Genomic DNA, 15,950 nt, shown 5'->3' with positions numbered 1-15,950 from the left:
ACCTCGTGCATCTGCCCATCTCGGCGAAACCTTCTGGTGGGCGCCTCCAGGCGTGCGACGTGAGCACTGCGGCTCCGCCTGGACAGCTGCCTCGGGCGCCATGACACGCACTCAAATGGAGGAGGTGCGTCGGGTGTCGGAAAGCTGGTCTTCCTCGCTGCAGTCGGCTGTGCGCGTTGCGATCGAGCCGAGGTTGGTGTCACTCGGATGCTCATCCTGAGCTCAGCACACGAAAAGGCTTGATCAAAACGCCAGCGAGATGTCTGATTCCGACATGGCTTCCAACGCCCAAAGACCAACCTACGTTGAAGAGGGAAGGGTAGCCCTCAGTGTCCGCTTGCCGCGCGAGATGCACACGAGAATGCGCAAGATGGCGATCGATCGCGATTGCCGTGTGAATGATCTCTACCAGGAAGTGCTTCAGGTCTATCTGATTGAACGTCTTCCAGGAGAACCGTTCTTACGTGCGCCGCCGACCAGCGCCACGCCCGTGACTTTATGGTTAGAGCCCACTTTTAGCGACCAATTCCGGGAAGCGTTAGAGCGGCGCTGTCTAACCGCGACAAACGTTGTGGTGACGGCGCTTTTGCAGCATTTCGGCGAAGATCATCCAGCACAAGATCGTCTTGCGCTAAAAACAGCGGCTTAAGCAGATCCGCATATCGTAGGTCGAGCGATTGCTATGACAGATCCATCTTTGCATTGCATGATCCTGAACCTCATAACCCCTGCTCCTTGAGGCGAACCTCGCTGACGGACCGACGACCTGAAATGCGGTCCAGTTGGATGAAAACGTCGATGCTGCCGCGAACATAGTGCAGCACATCGTCTCGGCTGAGCCTGGTCGCGCCCTGCAGAACCAGGAGCGCCAACTGCTCGATGGCCCGATCAGGACTGTCGGCGTGGACGGTCGTCATCGATCCCGGGTGTCCCGTGTTGACCGCCCTGAGGAAGGTATAGGCTTCCGGTCCGCGCAACTCGCCCAGGATAATGCGGTCAGGCCGCATACGCAGTGAGGCGTTCAGCAGGTCTTCAGCGGTCACTGACGCTTCGCCGAGAGCACTGCGCGCAGCCAGAAGGCCGACGCCGTTGGGATGTCGCAGAACCAGTTCCGGCGTGTCCTCGATGAGCAGCAGCCGCTCATCGACAGGGATTTCCTGGATGAGCGCATTGAGGAAGGTGGTCTTGCCGGTCGATGTGCCGCCGGAGATCAGAACGTTACGCCGCCCTCTCACGGCCGCCTTCAACAATCCGGCCGTATCCCCCGCGTTCTGAAGGACCTTAAGGTGCGCATCGATCGGACGATCCTCGTTTAAACGCCCAAGCTGCGTCGCCTCAAACGCACCTGCCGCCAGGTAATCGTCCAATCTGAGATCAGCCGCCACCTGTTTGCGAATGGCGAGCGCGACCTCCCCCCGTGTTGCCGGTGGGATCACGATCTGGATGCGCTCACCGCTCGGCAACGAGGCCGATAGAATGGGGTGCTCGCGGCTGATCCCTTGATGACTGAAGGCCGCAATCTGCCGCGCAAGGCGACCCAGGACCTCGTTGGTCAGATGCGGAACCTCATGACGTTCGACGCCGCCGCCCAGCGTCTCCGCCCAGAGCTCGCCCGGGCGGTTGACGTAGATGTCGGTGACATCAGCCCTGTCCAATATCCCGGCCAGCGGCGCCAGGTAGCTTTTCAGGTAAACCTGACCCTGCGCAGAGCCCTCGCTCACCGGCGTGCTCCCCCGGAAGCGAACTCCAGGTCACGCGAGACCAACACGGTCACGCGTGCGCCTGCATCTGTGCGAAGAGTGGGTTGAAGACGGTTCGTATTTGCCGCCGCGCCGGTGTTCTGGGTGGATCCGGGTAGGGCGATGATCACGCCGCCGTCGCCACTCAAGCTGCGGCCCGCAGCCGCCGCGCCGATGTTCAGAGTCGTTTGAAGAAGCGCCGATCCGAACCGCTCAAGGAAGTGGTTATCGACACGGCCTCGGATCCCCGTACGACCTTGGAGATCTCCGGCCGGAGATGCCAGAGCGATGGTCACCCCGTCGGGCCGAACCAAGCGTGTCCATTCGACGAGCGCGCGGTTCTGACCGGCGGCGAGATCCGTCTGATACTCGCCGAACAACCGCGAGCCGCGCGGGATGAGGACGCGGCTACCATCGAACCCTCGAATGTCACGAGAGACGATGGCGCGGACATTCCCAGCGCGCGTGGAGTCGAGCGCAGTTTCAAGCACAGCCGGGATCAATGTGCCCTGAGGGACGGTCGTCGCCGTTCGCCTCAACCGCCCTGATCGGACGGCGGTGTCTTGCACAGAGGTTGACGGATTAGGGCTGTCAGATGCGGTAGCGCCGCGCGCGCTTCCGCCCGCTGTGGTGTCGATGACAAGGGCTGCACTGGTCGATGCGCCCAAGCCTTGGCCCATGGAGGGAAGGGCTTGGGACGGTGCGAAGTTCTGGGGCGGCGTATAGGTCGGCGGCGGGGCGTAACCCGGCGGGGGAGGTTGCGGGGCGAAGGGGATCGGCTGCAAGGGCGCTGGCCGCATTGGCTGGGCAGGGAGTGAAGGCTGCGGAAATGCCGGTGGCATCGTCGCGACAGGCGGTGCGGGGGGAGGCGTCGGGACCGGTGGCTCCGGCAAGATGTAAAGTGGCGGCGGGGCTTGAACCGTTTGCATCGTGTCAACAGGACGAGCCTGGATGGACGGCGCGGATGCCGCACGTCTTTGACCATCGAGCACCAGGAACAACAACACTGCGCCGACCGCCAGGCCAGCGGCCATCACCCAGATTGAGACCTGTTTTCCTTGGCGCGCTACGACCGGACGGATTTCGGCATCGTTGGAAAGCGGCGGGCGAGGATCGCTCGTCGGGCGGTTCACCGGCTGGCCCTTTCGCGAAGTCTTTGCGCGCGGGCGATTTGGCCGTCCAGGCGAAACAGCAGGGCGCGGTGAACGGCGTCGACGACATATCGGCCGTCGCGCATATGCCCATCGAGCAGAACCTCGTCGCCCTGATCGTCAATGGCGAACATGACAGGCAGGGTTTGCGCCGCACGCCATTGGATGAAGGTTCTCACGCCGTCATCGTCGATCGCGGCGGGGCGCAAGCCGTTAGCGCCAGACAGGCGATACCGCCCAACTCCGGGCCGAGCAGCCGGTTGATCAGCGTCAGTTGCACCTGGATAGACGAAGCGCACTGTGAAGGGCGTGTCGGGCCCAGGCGCAGGAGCGGCGGAGAGTTCAAAACTGTAGACACGCACGTCAGTGATGACCGTCATATTGGTCGTCCCGCCAGACCGTAGCGGCTTCAAGAACAGAGCATCACCCTGGTTATTGAGCGTCGCCTGCCAAGCGTCGCTATCGCCAATGGCGACATTCTCGACCTGCTCTCCGGGGCCGAAGATGACGGTCGTCTGGAAGTTGCTGGCGACCCTCAACCGCACGACCTGGCCGACATCATATCGAACGGTCTGGAGCCGTGGGTCGTTAGTGGGCGCTGCAGGAGTTGAAGGCGCGGGGCCAAGCGCTGGAGGTCCGGGCATCCCCACCCCAGGCGTCTGCGCCATGGTCGGTGTCGCGATGAGAACGAAACAAAAAACCAGGCGCCTCATGGCGTTTCGACCTCAACGGCATCCACAGGCTCTAGAGCCGCCTCATCCTCCAAGGCGGGTTGTGAGACGGATTCCTGAGTGGGGAGGAGCGCCTCGGGATCACGTCTGTAGGTCAGGACCTGGAAGCCCAGAGGATTGATGAAGCGGTCGGCGGCCGACATCGGCTCGCCGGAGAAGCGATACTGAACGATGGCGACCCAGGGTAAGGCCGGGTGAGGGGATCCGCCGGCGTCGCGCTGTATGGTTTCGAAGCGCACGAGGGCGGAGCTGTCATTTAGGGGGGAGACGCTCTTGACCCGCGTTTCGATGACCGTGGTCTTTGGATAGCGGGTGAGGGGGCTGTCCAGGTTAGACGCCTGCATGAGCGCAAGATAGTCGGTGCGGGCTTGCTCGGCGGACCACAGGCCGATCTTCTGATAGTTGGCCTGAAGCGCAGCCATGTCGAAGCTCTCGCGACCAATCACATACTGAACAAGCATCGACTGAACGAGCGCCTTGTCAGGCGTGATTTGGCCCGGTGCGAGAGGCTTCAGCTCCTGAACAAAGCCGGTCGTACGATCGACCAGCAGCGTATAGGGCACGACGGTCTTCAGCGGCGCGAGCGCGACCAGGGCGACACCCTCGGCGACCGCGACAGTCGCCGCGCAGCCCGCAACGATCCAGGCGATCCGGCGGGAGGTCTGCAGCGCGCCGATCCGGTCGGCGGCCCAACTTCCGGCTTCCCGATAGTAGGCGTCCAGCGCCTCACGACTGGATTTCTTCATGAGCGGCGGTCTCGAAGCGCAGCGCCGAGAGATTTTCTCGGTTTGGTGCGGCGAAGGGTCGGGCTTGGACTGGGGATGGAGAAGGCCTCTGCGCCAGAGGCGGAGGTCTGTGAACTTCGCGCCATGGGCGTGGTCGAGTAGGGCGCAATCGCAGCCTGAGCCTGTTGCTCACGGCGCTGACTGGAGCGCATGGCGTCGGCGATAACGAGCGCTCGAGAGGATGCCGCGGGCGCCTCTTGGCGGGCGACGGTTGGAGGGGGAGGGGTGTCGCCCGCCTTGATCATCACCGGCGCGGGAAGGGCTTCGGCGGGCTCCATAACAGCCCTGAAGTGCGGCGCGCTCGTCATGAAGGCGAGGCGCAGCAAGATCGCCATACTGCCGAACAAGGCGACGGCGAAACCGAGCGAAAGAATAAGAAGTTCAACCGGCGCTGACGGCGCGACTGTCGATGCCTGACGCAGCCTCACCACCTGCGTTAGCCAAGGCTCGATCACCGCAAGTTCCACCCCAAGGATCAGCGCCGTAACGACCGAAGCCAGCAGGGTGAACACGAGGGCTCTCGCCCATCCGATCACCAGGCCGCGCGACATGTCGAACAGGAGCAGGCCTGCAAAGAGGGGGGCGAGCGCAAGCAGGACGCCGGCTGTGATGCGAACGACCGAAAAGGCTGCGACGACGCTGGTCAGGAAGATGACGCGCGCCCATCCGAAAGCAGGGTCGTCGGCGATCGGGAACCGCTGCTGCTCTCCAGAGGATGACGGCAAGGTCGCGGCAGGTTCGCGGCCGGTGCCGAGGTTGGTGAGCCTGATGATGGCGCTGTCTGCAGCCTGCAATCGCGCAATGAGCGCGGTTTCCCCCGTAGCGCCCGGCAATGCTGCGGGACCGCCCACGGCGGCGATGATCTGTTCTGGGGCGTCAACGATGATGTCGTAGACAACGGTTTTGTAAGCCGGCCAACTGCCCGCCAAGGTCAGGACGACGCCGATCTTCACCACAGCCATTAGGCCGTCTCGCAAGGTCGGGGTTTGGCCCATCATCATTCGTAGGCCGAACAGCGCCACGAAAATTGTCAGCAGCTCGGTCAAGACGAGAGAGACGAAGGAAGCCGGGTTCGAAAGGGACTGATAGCCCACGCTGCCGATTGCCTGCGCCTGGCAATCGATGTGCATGAGCAGGGTCGATAGGAAGGCATCGCCAGTCGAGAGTGGGGAGCAGGTCGCCATGATCAAGCGCGCTCCAAAAGCGGCGTCATCCAGTCTGCAGGATCATCGCCGACCTCTGCCCGGATTTCGTCGAGTTGGCGGACGGTGCGCTCTCTTCCCGAGAGGATGGTCAGGATGTCTTGTTCGCCGGAAAGATCCAGCCGGGCGACGACGCTCTCGCCGCCGCGTTTGATCAGGAAGCAGTGCGAGCTGTCCGGTAGGCTGCGGATGAGATCAAACTCATGCGGCGTCAGGCCAAACCCGCCCACATAGTCCTCGGCGCGCGCCTTGGGATTGATCATGAAGATCTGGGTCGCAGCCTGTTCAACGATGGCGCTGGCGATCCGGCTTTCCAAGGCGTCTTGGGCGCTCTGGGTGGCGAAGCCGACGATGCCGTTGCGTTTGCGGATCGTCTTTTCCCAATCCTTGATGCGGCGCACGAAGACATCGTCATCCAGCGCCTTCCAGCCCTCATCGACGACAATGATGGCGGGCGACCCGTCCAGCCGCTCCTCCACGCGGTGGAACAGGTACATCATCGCCGGCGTCCGCAGCGTCGGGTCATCGAGCAGCACGGTCATGTCAAAACCGACGGTCTCGGCCGATAAGTCGGTCAGGTCCGATGCATTGTCGAACAACCAGGCGCGTTCTCCGTCACCCCACCAGGACCGCAGGCGAGACCAGAGATCGCTTGCGGTTGGACGCCGGTCGCCGCGGAAGAGTTCGACGAGGTAGCGAAGCCGACGATGCGCGATGGGTTGATGGTAGTTGGCGGCGACCGCGTCTCGAATCCGCTCCAAATCCTCAAGATTCACGTCGCCGGCGAGAGCGGTCAGCCACTCGACCAGGAAGCCCCGATTGGCCGCTGTGTCTTCCAACTGTAACGGGTTGAGGCCTGAGGCCTCGCCTGGGCGAAGCAGATCATAGCGCCCACCCATGGCGCGGATGAACAGTTCCGCACCGCGATCCTTGTCAAAGAATATGATGCGAGGCGAGAGTTTGCGGGCTTGTGCCAGCAGGAAGTTGAGAACGACGGTCTTGCCGGAGCCTGACGGGCCGATGATGGTGAAGTTGCCGAGATCACCCTGGTGGAAGTTGAAGAAGTAAGGACCTGCAGCCGTGGTTTCGAGGAGCGTGACGGCGTCGCCCCAGTGATTGCCGGTAGGCGACCCGAGCGGAAAGTTGTGCGCGCTGGCCAGGCCCGCAAAGTTGTTGGTCGAGACCAGGCCGCGCCTCGCGATATAGTTGAAGTTGGCGGGGAACTGGGCCCAGAAGGCGGGCTCAAGTGCGATGTCCTCACGCACGGCCACGACGCCCATATCGGCCAGAGCCGCCGTGACCTCGGCGACGCCGGCGTCGATTTCGGCCAGGGTGTCGGCGCGCACGGCGATGGTCATATGGTGTTCGCCGTAACCTGCGCGCCCGGCCGCCACATCGTCCTTGGCCTGGGCAAGTTCGCCCCGCAGCGAGAGGGCTTCGTCCTCGGCCGACCGCATGCGACGCAGGGCCAGGTTCATCCGCTCGAGCGCGGCCTGGCGCTCCACGAAGGCAAACGACTGGGTGATGGTCAGTTCGTGGGGCAGTCGTAGCAGTTCATCGAACATGCCGGGCGCTGTATGGGCGGGATAGTCTTTGACGGAAACCAGCCCGACAAAGCTGCGCCCCAAATGACCGGCTGCGGAGAGCTCGACCGCGTTTTGGCCAAAGCTCACCCGACGGTAGGGGAGGTAGGCGCCGAGATCCTGGTGCGGCAGTAACACCGCGCGTCGCTCGCCATTGTAAAGCGAAGACAGAAACTCCAGCGGTTCAGAGCACGGTCCGCTGGGCGTGTCATAGACGCCCAGCAGTCGAGGCGCATAGTCGCCCAGCGCCGCCAAAAGGGCTTCTCGACCCGCGTCCAGTTGGGCGACCTCATAAGCCTGCGCGGCATCGTTGGCGTCGCCGACGCGGGCGAACCAGTTCCTCAGGCGATCCGCTACGCCGATCCGCCCCTGCAGCGGGCGACGCACAAGCGTCAGATAGAGGTCGTTTGCGAACAGGGCCTTGGTGGCCAAACGATCAGCCCATCGATCGCCGAGCGCCTGGGAAAAGGCGTCGGGGAAAGGCGCGTCGACATCGATCACCACCCGACGGCGCTCGATGTGGTGGTAGAGGGCAAAGCGCGACGTGCCGACAGCGCGGAGCATCGCGTCGCGCAGGGTCTTGCGATAGTTGAGTTCCGCCGTGTCCGCCGTCTCGAACAGCAGTCCGCGCAACTGAATGACCTGAAACAAGAGCCTGTCCCGGGTCTCAATCGTGTGGTCGTTGAGGTGCCGCCCATAGGGCAGGTGGGTCCCCGCCGCCTGTTCGCGCTCGACAGTGCGACGTCCCTGGCTCAGGGCCGGTAGGAGTTGCATCGCCAAAGACTATGGTTGTGAACACGCGGGCACTGACGGACGCGTGTCAGCCAAAGGTCGATGATGCGGGGCTCGCGAAGGCAGAGCAAAACGCCTGCGCCGTGGATGATCAAGGCGATGGGCAAGACCCAAATCGAGCGGAAAATCAGGAAGAGCTCTGCGGCGATGACGGCGTTGATGATGAAGTAGTTGTAAGTGACGCCGGCGAACATCTGCGGACGCGTGAGGGCGGTGAAGAGCGGGGTCCGTTCCAAATCATCCAACGCCTATCCCCCGAGCGCGGCCGTGGAGCGGATGCCGGCCACAATGCTGGCGGCGCCGAACAGAATGAAGCAGCCGACGATGACGACGGCGCCGTAGCGCCAGTTAAGGCGTCCGCTCAGCATCAGGAGGCCAACGCAGGCCACCGCAATGACGGCCACGACGGTGGCGATGGTGCCGAGAAGCGTGCCTTGCAGCCACTGAACCGCTTTGACAATCGGGCCGGATCCTTGAGGGTCAGCCAGGACGGTTTGGGCGTGGGCGATCGTCGGTCCGACCAGAGCGAAACAAGCGACGACGCCGCCGCGAAGCGGCGCGACAAAGTTCTTCATTGGAAATCCCCCAACCTCAGAATCTACACCATAGTTGCTGGAATTCACGAGATTGCCAAGGCGAAAGGCCGATGTCCCCAAGGTCGTGCGGAGGCAATTTCGAGTTCGATTCGTCCCCTGAGGCTGCTCGTCAGCCTTTCCGCATCAGGGCGCACTTTGCAGCGCGCGAGTTATATTTTTGTGGTTTGACAAGACTACAATCTTTCGAAAACTTGTGCCGCAAGCAATCGGGGGTGCGCGTAATGGAAAATGGCTTGAGGCTCGCCGGGAAGTTAGCGCTGCTAGCGATTCTATGGCTCGGCGCGAGCTTAAGTGCGCATGCTCAAACGAGCACTTTGACCTCAGGTTGGGAGGACCGCGGCGAATTCTTCAGCGACCCGATATCTGCTTGCCGTGCCCAGTGGGTGAAGTCCGGGATGGACAACGGTTGGAGCAGATTTATCGGGGCAAAGGACGTTCCATCATCTTACGTAACAAAAGAATGTGACTGGACTAGCGTTCAATATCTCTGCCCGGAAGAGACTGGTGGCGGTGTGGCCAACTGTGGAACCGTTCTACCGGGTACGGTCAACTTAAACTGCGGCACCGGCAAGCGATCGGTCTTGCCAGGCTCTTGCACGCTGTCTGAGGAGGCGGTGCCTGAGCGGCCAGATCAATGCTCAGCTTCGGCCAAGAAATCGGTCAATCCCTCAGTTGGGAATCCAATCCTCATATCCACTGGGGCGAAACTTTATGACGAAACGGACTATCAGACATTTGATCAGTTGATGTCTGTAAAACGCTTGTATCGCAGCAATCCCGTAGGAAGATCATACAGTGCGTTCTCACCGTCTTCGGGACTAGCGGGTGGGTGGGCTTTTGATTTCGCATATGAACTTCAGATTGATCGTATTCTTGGCAGCTCTAGTAGCCCATCAGTCTATGTGGCTTTGGTGAGTCCAGATGGAACGGCCTATGATTATCAAATGGGTAGTGGGAATATAATTTCCCCGAATACAGTTGATGTTGCGTCTGTTTATGCAGGAACCCAATACAGACTCGAATTTCTGAGCCCGATGCCGACAAACATCGGCGATCTGGACGATGTATCGACGGAGTGGCGGTTCACAGACGATGACGGCACGATCTGGACGCTGAAGACGTTTCAATCTCCGGTCACCGGTAAATTTCTCACGGCAAAGCCTATTAAGAAGCTCACTCGGGGCGGTTATGCTTGGACGTTTACGTATGGCAGCTTTGGGGAGCTTAACTCGATAACCGACAGTCGAGGCCGGACGCTAAATTTCACCTGGTCCAGGTACTACAAGTCGTCACTGACAAGCGTTCCGTCGTACGCGGAGGCGATAGAGAAAATCGACCTTCCTGACGGGTCCTCTCTTGTCTACTCGTACGATCCTCCCGCCGTCACGGCTGGTCCGTCACTATCCACGGTGCAGCGGCTCGTAAAAGCACAGCGCTTTTCAGCGGCGAACGCTGTGATCGACAGTCGGACATATCACTATGAAAGCGCCGTTCATCCCAGGAACCTAACTGGGATCACCGATAATCGTGGCATCCGTATCGCGACATACGCCTACGACGCCGAAGGCCGAGCTATATCTACCGAGGGGGCTAATGGCTCTAATCGATATACAGTCGAGTATGGCGTCTACAACAATGGATTGACCCGTCGAGTGGTCAATCCACTTGGCCGCTCTTCAACATACAGGTTTCAAAGGTTTTCCACGACGGCGCTCAATGACATTCGGCTGGTTTCCGTCGAAGGCGACGCCAGCGCCAACTGCCCGGATAGCATCGAAAGCGTCGGTTATGCGTCGAACGGATTTGTAGCGAGCATCGTCGATGAGAAAGGCGTCAGTCGGACAACGACGCGCGATGCGCGCGGACGACCCACGACGATCGTCGAAGCGGCGGGCACTGCGGACGCCAGGACCACGCAGATCGCATGGCATCCAACGTTCAATCAGCCGACCCAAATGGCGCGGCCTGGGTTGACGATAGACCTGACCTACAATGCGCTGGGCCAAATCGCGACGCGAACATTGACGGACACGACCACGATCACAGCGCCGTACTCAACGGGCGGAAGAACGCGAACCTGGTCATACAGTTGGTCCTCGACGGGGCTCCTTCAAAGTGAAGATGGGCCTCTCCCAGGAAACTCGGACACGACAACCTACAGCTACAACGCCTCGGGTCAGCTGACGAGCATGACCGATCCTCTAGGCCACGTCACCCAGGTCACTTCCCGCGACGCTTCGGGAGCGCCGCTGACCGTCGTCGATCCTAATGGCATACAGACGCAGTTTGCCTATGACCTAATGGGCCGGCTGCTTACGATCACCACCAATCCCGGATCGTCCCAATCTCAGTACGCCTTGACCTATGACGCCACCGGGAATGTGACCAAGTTGACGCTGCCACGTGGGGGATGGCTGGAGGTCACCTACGACGGGGCAAGCCGCATCACGGCGGTCAAGAACAGCCGAAATGAGCGCATCGATTATGAGCTTAACCCTGTTGGCGAGAGCGTCAGATCGACCACGCGCAATCCAGCGTCGTCGATCACCCAAGATCAGCGGCAGGCCTATGACGAGTTGGGGCGTTTGATCCGCCTGACAGGCGCCAATGCGCAGAATGTGCTCTTCGGTTACGACAAGGTCGGGAGCCTAGTTGGCGAGACCGACGCTGAAAGCAAATCATGGTCTTATAGCTTCGATCCACTGCAGCGTTTGCTTAAGGAGACGGATCCAGAGGCTGTCGAAACGGCTTACGCCTACGCGCCCAACGATGCTCTATCCAGCTTGGAGGACGGTAGAGACCTGACGACCAATCGCGTGGTCGACGGGTTCGGCTTGACGATCCGAGAGACGAGTCCAGACCGAGGCACGCTCACATATTGGTATGATCAGCGCGATCTATTGGTGAAGTCGCAGGACGCGGACGGCGTCGTTCACAACTATGCGTATGACGCGAACGGACGCCTGTTATCGGAGACATTCAACGGCGCTAGCTGGGAGAATATCACCTACAGCTACGACAACACTGTCGCTGGGAATAAGGGGCTCGGCCGCCTGACCGGCGTTTCAGACGCGTCCGGCTCCCACGCCTACGTCTATGACGTACAAGGGCGTGTGACCTACGATACGCAGGCTATTGGCGGTCAGCTCTATGTCGTATCCTACGCTTATGATGCAAACGGCGACTTGGCGTCTGTCACCTATCCGTCTGGGCATATCGTCAACTACGGCCGAGATAACACCGGCGTGACGACCGGCATCACAGCGAAGGCTTCCGCTTCTGCTACGGCCGTAAGCCTGGTCAGCAACGTCACCTACATGCCGTTTGGCCCGCTTTCCGGAATGACCTTCGGAAATGGTCTGACGATGACCCGGCAGTTCGACCAAAACTACTGGCTGTCGAGTATGACGCTGGGCGCAACCGGCGCCAATCGGTTGAATCTAGGGTTCAGCCGCGATTTGAACGGACGGCTTACAGGGATCACAGACAATCTGGCGACAGGGCGTGCGGCTGCCTTCGGTTACACGGACGCAGGCCGGATCCAGTACGGCGTAGGCCCATGGGGCGCCAATAGTTACAGCTATGACGAGGCTGGGAACCGCGTCGAGGTGCGGACGGAGGTGGGGAATACGGCGAGCTACGAGTTTGCGCTCACTTCTGCTTCGGACAATCGCATTGCGGAAGTCCGTGACACGAACTGGGCATTGAAGCGGCAGCTGGCATATCGCGCCGGCGGCGATCTCAGCAGCCAAACATACGTTGGCGGCGCGACCTTCGAGTATCTCTATGGCGCACACAAGCGTGTTCTCGGAGTGCGAAAAAACGGCGCTGACCTGTCGGCCTATCGTTACGACTACACTGGACGCAGGGTCGCTTCGCAAATGCTGGGTTCGGCTCCCTCGTTGACCCACTATGTGTTCGCTATCGATGGGCGTCTGCTTGCGGAGTACAACGCCAATACGGGTTCGATGACGCGTGAGTACGCCTGGCTCGACGACATGCCGGTGGCCATCCTCACGGGGACCGGGACGACGCTGACGCGCCTGTACGTTCATACGGGGCAGGTCGGCGAGCCCTTGATGATGACCGATGCGTCAAAGGCTGCGGTTTGGAGCGCGGCCTTCGATCCGTGGGGGCAGCCCGCCATGTTGCCGCCCACCGCTACATCTCCGCTGCTTATTCGGTTGCCTGGACAGTGGCAGCAAAGCGAAACAGGCCTGTATCAGAATTGGATGCGAGATTACGATCCGACCTTGGGGCGTTACATTCAGGGCGACCCGCTTGGCCTGTATGCAGGGGCAAATCTTTACGCTTATGTAAATGGCGACCCGCTTCAACTAAGCGATCCAACCGGCGAGATTCCGATATGGATTATTGGGGGTGGCGTTGGTGCGGTTGTTGGAGCTGGAGGCAATCTCGCGTGGCAGCTTTACCATTCTGGCGGTGACTGGAGTTGTGTTGATCCTTGGGAGGTTGCTCGGTGGGGCCTAGGAGGCGCAGTTACAGGTGCGACTCTTGGTCTCTCGGGACCGGCCGGCCCGCTATTTGGCCGAGCCGTCTACAGGAATGGAGCAAAGAGTTTTTTCAACCGAGGAGATAAGTTCAGGTTTGGATGGAGTTGGAACGCCGGGGGACGTTCAGGGCCTCGGAACTACTTTGGGCCCCACGGAGGGAAGCCTAACACTCCGTCTCATTGGCATACGCAACCCATCCCAGGGCCATCCGGACCTCGGCCTTTTGGACCACAAGGCCCGAAATGGTAGAAACATTTGATTGTGAGAATGTTTGGCGAAATCAGATGCCTGAGATAGTTAGCCTATTAGATAATAGGGGCGAGGTTAAATCAGCTTTTCAAGTAGACCATGTCTTTGTAGACATCAGGCCGCACAACAAAAGAGCTTGTCCGATTAAGATTTGGATATATGAAACGGCGTTTGATATCTATGTTGGTGACCTTTCAGCGGTGGGAGACATAGATATTAGTTCAATTAGTTATATTGATGTATTGAAATCCGTTTTTCGCGGTGATATTAAAATAGAAAGAGGAATATTTCTTGGTATCGAGGTTTTCAGATCTGTATCTATAAAATGCGAAGATAATTTAGAGATTGGTTCTGTCCAAAATTTTATTCCATTTTTTAATAAGTCATTGTGTGCGGTTGATCCTATATATTTCAATCCGTACTGAAATAGGAACTGACAACTTAACTCGGCCCGGCCGCAGAACGGCCCTCCTCTTCCCAGGGGTTACGCCCATTGGGTCGCGGTCGCCCATGCGGCCTCGGCATGACCTCGCAGGATGCGAAGGCCGGGTCGGGAGATCAGATGGGATTGGAGGGTGCTGTCAGCTTAACCGCCTGCGGCTGAAGCTCGCCCAACCGGTTCAGGTCTAGGCGACCGCCGCCGCCAACGTGGCGTCGGTCTCGGCGCGAAATCGACGAAGGGTAGCGCGGCTGATCAGATGCCGCTGGACATTGAAGGTGCTGTAGATTGCGGCATGGGTGGAGAGAAATCGATGGGTTGAGGGTCGGCGACACGACGATGAGGATGGCGAAGCTTTTCATTCCCGACATTCCCTGATGCGGATTGCGCTGACGGGTCGTTGGCAGTCGACACGGTCGAGAGGGACGAACACATTGATGCTGGCGCATACGTGATGCAGCACATCGGCGCGATTGAGCGTAGTTGCGCCCTGAAGAACCAAGAGGGCCAGTTGCTCGACCCGCGCGCTCGCGGTTGTTGGCGTGGATGGTGGTCATAGAGCCGGGATGGCCGGTGTTCACCGCGCGAAGGAAAGTGTAGACTTCTGGGCCCTGGAGCTCGCCCAGGATGATCTGATCGACACGCATGCGCAGCGAGGGCGTTCGGCATTTCTTCAGCGGTCACGGACACCTCAACCAGCTGCGAGCTGGCCACCAAACCGACCACGTGACCGCTTATGCTTTATCAAACATAATGTCCTTTATGTCTGGTTGAGTTGGCATTCCTCCTTTAAGCGTCTTTGGTGAACTTTGATCGCCAAAACCACTCGGATCGTATGACGGATACCGTAGCGCTTCCGGCCTCAGCAGATGGCGGGGAGGGGTTCACCTTCAACCTGCCGGCAATCATAACCGATACCCACCATGAGGCCGGCGAACGCTTCATGGAATTTTTCGCAGCCACCATTCGCAATCGAAATACGAGAGCGGCCTATGGTCGTGCAGTCAGCAGCTTTTTGAGCTGGGAAGGCGTCAGTGGGTTGGCTTCGCTCCGGGATGTTCGGCCGCTCCATGTCGCCGCATATATAGAGGAGTGCTGCGATCAAGTTTCAGCTCCAACCGTGAAGTTGCGACTGGCGGCCCTTAGGGGGCTCTTCGATTGGCTGGTCCGATCTGGTGTCATGGATGGCAACCCGGCCCATGCAGTCCGCGGCCCAACCCATGAAGTGGTGCGAGGCAAGACGCCCATCCTTTCCGCCAGCGAAACGCGTCGTCTTCTCGAATCCATTCCTACAGACACGGTCGTCCAACTTCGCGACCGCGCCTTGATCGCATTGATGACCTACAGTTTTGCGCGGGTGTCGGCGGCGGTCGGAATGGATGTCGAAGATCTGGTGCAGACCGCCGGCCGGTCCTGGGTTCGACTTCGTGAAAAACGCGGCAAGGTCCACGAACTCCCGATCCACCACAAACTGCTCGATCACCTTGATGCCTATTTAGATCTCGCGGGCCATCGCGACCAAGCCAAAGCTCCGCTCTTTCAAAGCTCACGCGGGCGCAGCGGTGCGCTCACCGGACAGCGCTTTTCAAGGCACGATGCTTACTCGATGATCAGAAGGAGGGCGGTCACAGCGGGCATTGTGGCGCGGATCGGCAATCACTCTTTTCGTGGCACAGGGATCACCACGTTCTTGCTCAACGAGGGCAGTCTGGAGATGGCACAAGAAATGGCGAACCACTCCAGTCCTCGTACGACCAAGCTCTATGACCGCCGCAATGACCGCATCACCCAGGACGCTATCGAGCGGATTCGGATCGAATGAGGATAGCTTTAGTCGGAGCTGCTTGAACTCGAACTGCTGCTATCCGAACTGCAGCTACCGTCACTCCCGCTGCTTCCACACGGTGTGCCGGCGTCGCTGGATATAGCGGCGATCATTGCGGTTGAGGCCACAGCCTCGCCAGACCTCTCGGTTCTCTTGCGAGGGTTGTCGTCCTTGGGTTGGAGCTGCGTTTCCTTCAGCAGCAGGCCTAGCAAAACTAGTGACGTGACCCCCTGAAACTCCTCCAGGAATAGCTAGAGTCCGCCCCTCGAAAGGACGGACAGAATGAAGCGATCAAGATTCACGGAAGAGCAGATCATCGGGATCCTGCGCGAGCAGGAGGCCGG

Annotated in this window: 12 protein-coding genes and 2 pseudogenes; 4 read left to right on the top strand and 10 right to left on the bottom strand. The window is 60.0% G+C overall.

The features are described 5' to 3' along the window. Window positions 1-274: 274 nt before the first annotated feature. Window positions 275-649, top strand: a complete 375-nt coding sequence (locus tag WC585_RS16930) for a hypothetical protein (protein WP_373259178.1) — start codon at window positions 275-277, stop codon at window positions 647-649. A 70-nt stretch (window positions 650-719) separates the two neighbouring features. Here the strand turns inward: WC585_RS16930 and virB11 are convergent, their stop codons facing one another. The 8 genes from virB11 to WC585_RS16890 form a co-directional block, all read right to left on the bottom strand. Then, a complete protein-coding gene (virB11, locus tag WC585_RS16925) occupies window positions 720-1,721 on the bottom strand; it encodes a P-type DNA transfer ATPase VirB11 (protein ID WP_373259176.1) in 1,002 nt (333 codons plus the stop codon). Further along, the gene (locus WC585_RS16920) at window positions 1,718-2,419 is read right to left on the bottom strand and encodes a TrbI/VirB10 family protein (protein WP_373259181.1); all 702 of its coding nucleotides are present in this window, start codon (window positions 2,417-2,419) and stop codon (window positions 1,718-1,720) included. The genes virB11 and WC585_RS16920 overlap by 4 nt, the downstream gene beginning before the upstream one ends. Before the next feature lie 449 nt (window positions 2,420-2,868). Continuing rightward, window positions 2,869-3,534: a TrbG/VirB9 family P-type conjugative transfer protein gene (locus WC585_RS16915; RefSeq protein ID WP_373259174.1), complete on the bottom strand. Its 666-nt coding sequence runs from the start codon at window positions 3,532-3,534 to the stop codon at window positions 2,869-2,871. 65 nt (window positions 3,535-3,599) lie between these two features. After that, the gene (locus WC585_RS16910; protein WP_373259172.1) at window positions 3,600-4,367 is read right to left on the bottom strand and encodes a virB8 family protein; all 768 of its coding nucleotides are present in this window, start codon (window positions 4,365-4,367) and stop codon (window positions 3,600-3,602) included. Beyond that, a complete protein-coding gene (locus WC585_RS16905; RefSeq protein ID WP_373259180.1) occupies window positions 4,364-5,590 on the bottom strand; it encodes a type IV secretion system protein in 1,227 nt (408 codons plus the stop codon). The genes WC585_RS16910 and WC585_RS16905 overlap by 4 nt, the downstream gene beginning before the upstream one ends. A 2-nt stretch (window positions 5,591-5,592) precedes the next feature. Beyond that, window positions 5,593-7,965, bottom strand: a complete 2,373-nt coding sequence (locus tag WC585_RS16900) for a VirB4 family type IV secretion/conjugal transfer ATPase (protein WP_373259170.1) — start codon at window positions 7,963-7,965, stop codon at window positions 5,593-5,595. Continuing rightward, on the bottom strand, window positions 7,944-8,228 hold the full coding sequence (locus WC585_RS16895) for a type IV secretion system protein VirB3 (protein WP_373259168.1): 285 nt from the start codon (window positions 8,226-8,228) through the stop codon (window positions 7,944-7,946). The genes WC585_RS16900 and WC585_RS16895 overlap by 22 nt, the downstream gene beginning before the upstream one ends. Window positions 8,229-8,231: 3 nt before the next feature. Next, window positions 8,232-8,558, bottom strand: a complete 327-nt coding sequence (locus WC585_RS16890; protein ID WP_373259166.1) for a TrbC/VirB2 family protein — start codon at window positions 8,556-8,558, stop codon at window positions 8,232-8,234. A 242-nt stretch (window positions 8,559-8,800) separates the two neighbouring features. Between WC585_RS16890 and WC585_RS16885 the strand changes: the two genes are divergently transcribed. Both WC585_RS16885 and WC585_RS16880 read left to right on the top strand, forming a co-directional pair. Then, window positions 8,801-13,342, top strand: a complete 4,542-nt coding sequence (locus WC585_RS16885) for an RHS repeat-associated core domain-containing protein (protein WP_373259164.1) — start codon at window positions 8,801-8,803, stop codon at window positions 13,340-13,342. Then, window positions 13,336-13,767: a hypothetical protein gene (locus WC585_RS16880; protein WP_373259162.1), complete on the top strand. Its 432-nt coding sequence runs from the start codon at window positions 13,336-13,338 to the stop codon at window positions 13,765-13,767. The genes WC585_RS16885 and WC585_RS16880 overlap by 7 nt, the downstream gene beginning before the upstream one ends. A gap of 201 nt (window positions 13,768-13,968) precedes the next feature. On the opposite strand, the pseudogene WC585_RS16875 reads toward WC585_RS16880, so the two are convergent. Together WC585_RS16875 and WC585_RS16870 are read right to left on the bottom strand one after the other, a co-directional pair. Next, window positions 13,969-14,112, bottom strand: a pseudogene (locus WC585_RS16875) (IS6 family transposase); the annotation flags it as partial. Window positions 14,113-14,317: 205 nt separating this feature from the next. Next, a pseudogene (locus WC585_RS16870) lies at window positions 14,318-14,428 on the bottom strand (ATPase, T2SS/T4P/T4SS family); the annotation flags it as partial. Between the two features lie 155 nt (window positions 14,429-14,583). On the opposite strand from WC585_RS16870, the gene WC585_RS16865 reads away from it, so the two are divergent. Then, window positions 14,584-15,603, top strand: coding sequence for a tyrosine-type recombinase/integrase (locus tag WC585_RS16865; RefSeq protein WP_373259160.1), 1,020 nt, complete (start codon window positions 14,584-14,586; stop codon window positions 15,601-15,603). The last annotated feature ends 347 nt before the right edge of the window (window positions 15,604-15,950 follow it).

This window comes from Brevundimonas sp. (genome assembly GCF_041648055.1).
Lineage (GTDB): Bacteria > Pseudomonadota > Alphaproteobacteria > Caulobacterales > Caulobacteraceae > Brevundimonas.
The sequence above is the reverse complement of the archived record's forward strand: the minus strand, read 5'-3'. Positions and strand labels throughout refer to the sequence as shown.

Coding starts and splice junctions, on each gene's coding strand:
- WC585_RS16930 (WP_373259178.1), top strand. CDS start 275: ATGGCTTCCAACGCCCAAAGACCAACCTACGTTGAAGAGGGAAGGGTA.
- WC585_RS16920 (WP_373259181.1), bottom strand. CDS start 2,419: ATGGGCCAAGGCTTGGGCGCATCGACCAGTGCAGCCCTTGTCATCGAC.
- WC585_RS16915 (WP_373259174.1), bottom strand. CDS start 3,534: ATGCCCGGACCTCCAGCGCTTGGCCCCGCGCCTTCAACTCCTGCAGCG.
- WC585_RS16910 (WP_373259172.1), bottom strand. CDS start 4,367: ATGAAGAAATCCAGTCGTGAGGCGCTGGACGCCTACTATCGGGAAGCC.
- WC585_RS16905 (WP_373259180.1), bottom strand. CDS start 5,590: ATGGCGACCTGCTCCCCACTCTCGACTGGCGATGCCTTCCTATCGACC.
- WC585_RS16900 (WP_373259170.1), bottom strand. CDS start 7,965: ATGCAACTCCTACCGGCCCTGAGCCAGGGACGTCGCACTGTCGAGCGC.
- WC585_RS16890 (WP_373259166.1), bottom strand. CDS start 8,558: ATGAAGAACTTTGTCGCGCCGCTTCGCGGCGGCGTCGTCGCTTGTTTC.
- WC585_RS16885 (WP_373259164.1), top strand. CDS start 8,801: ATGGAAAATGGCTTGAGGCTCGCCGGGAAGTTAGCGCTGCTAGCGATT.
- WC585_RS16880 (WP_373259162.1), top strand. CDS start 13,336: ATGGTAGAAACATTTGATTGTGAGAATGTTTGGCGAAATCAGATGCCT.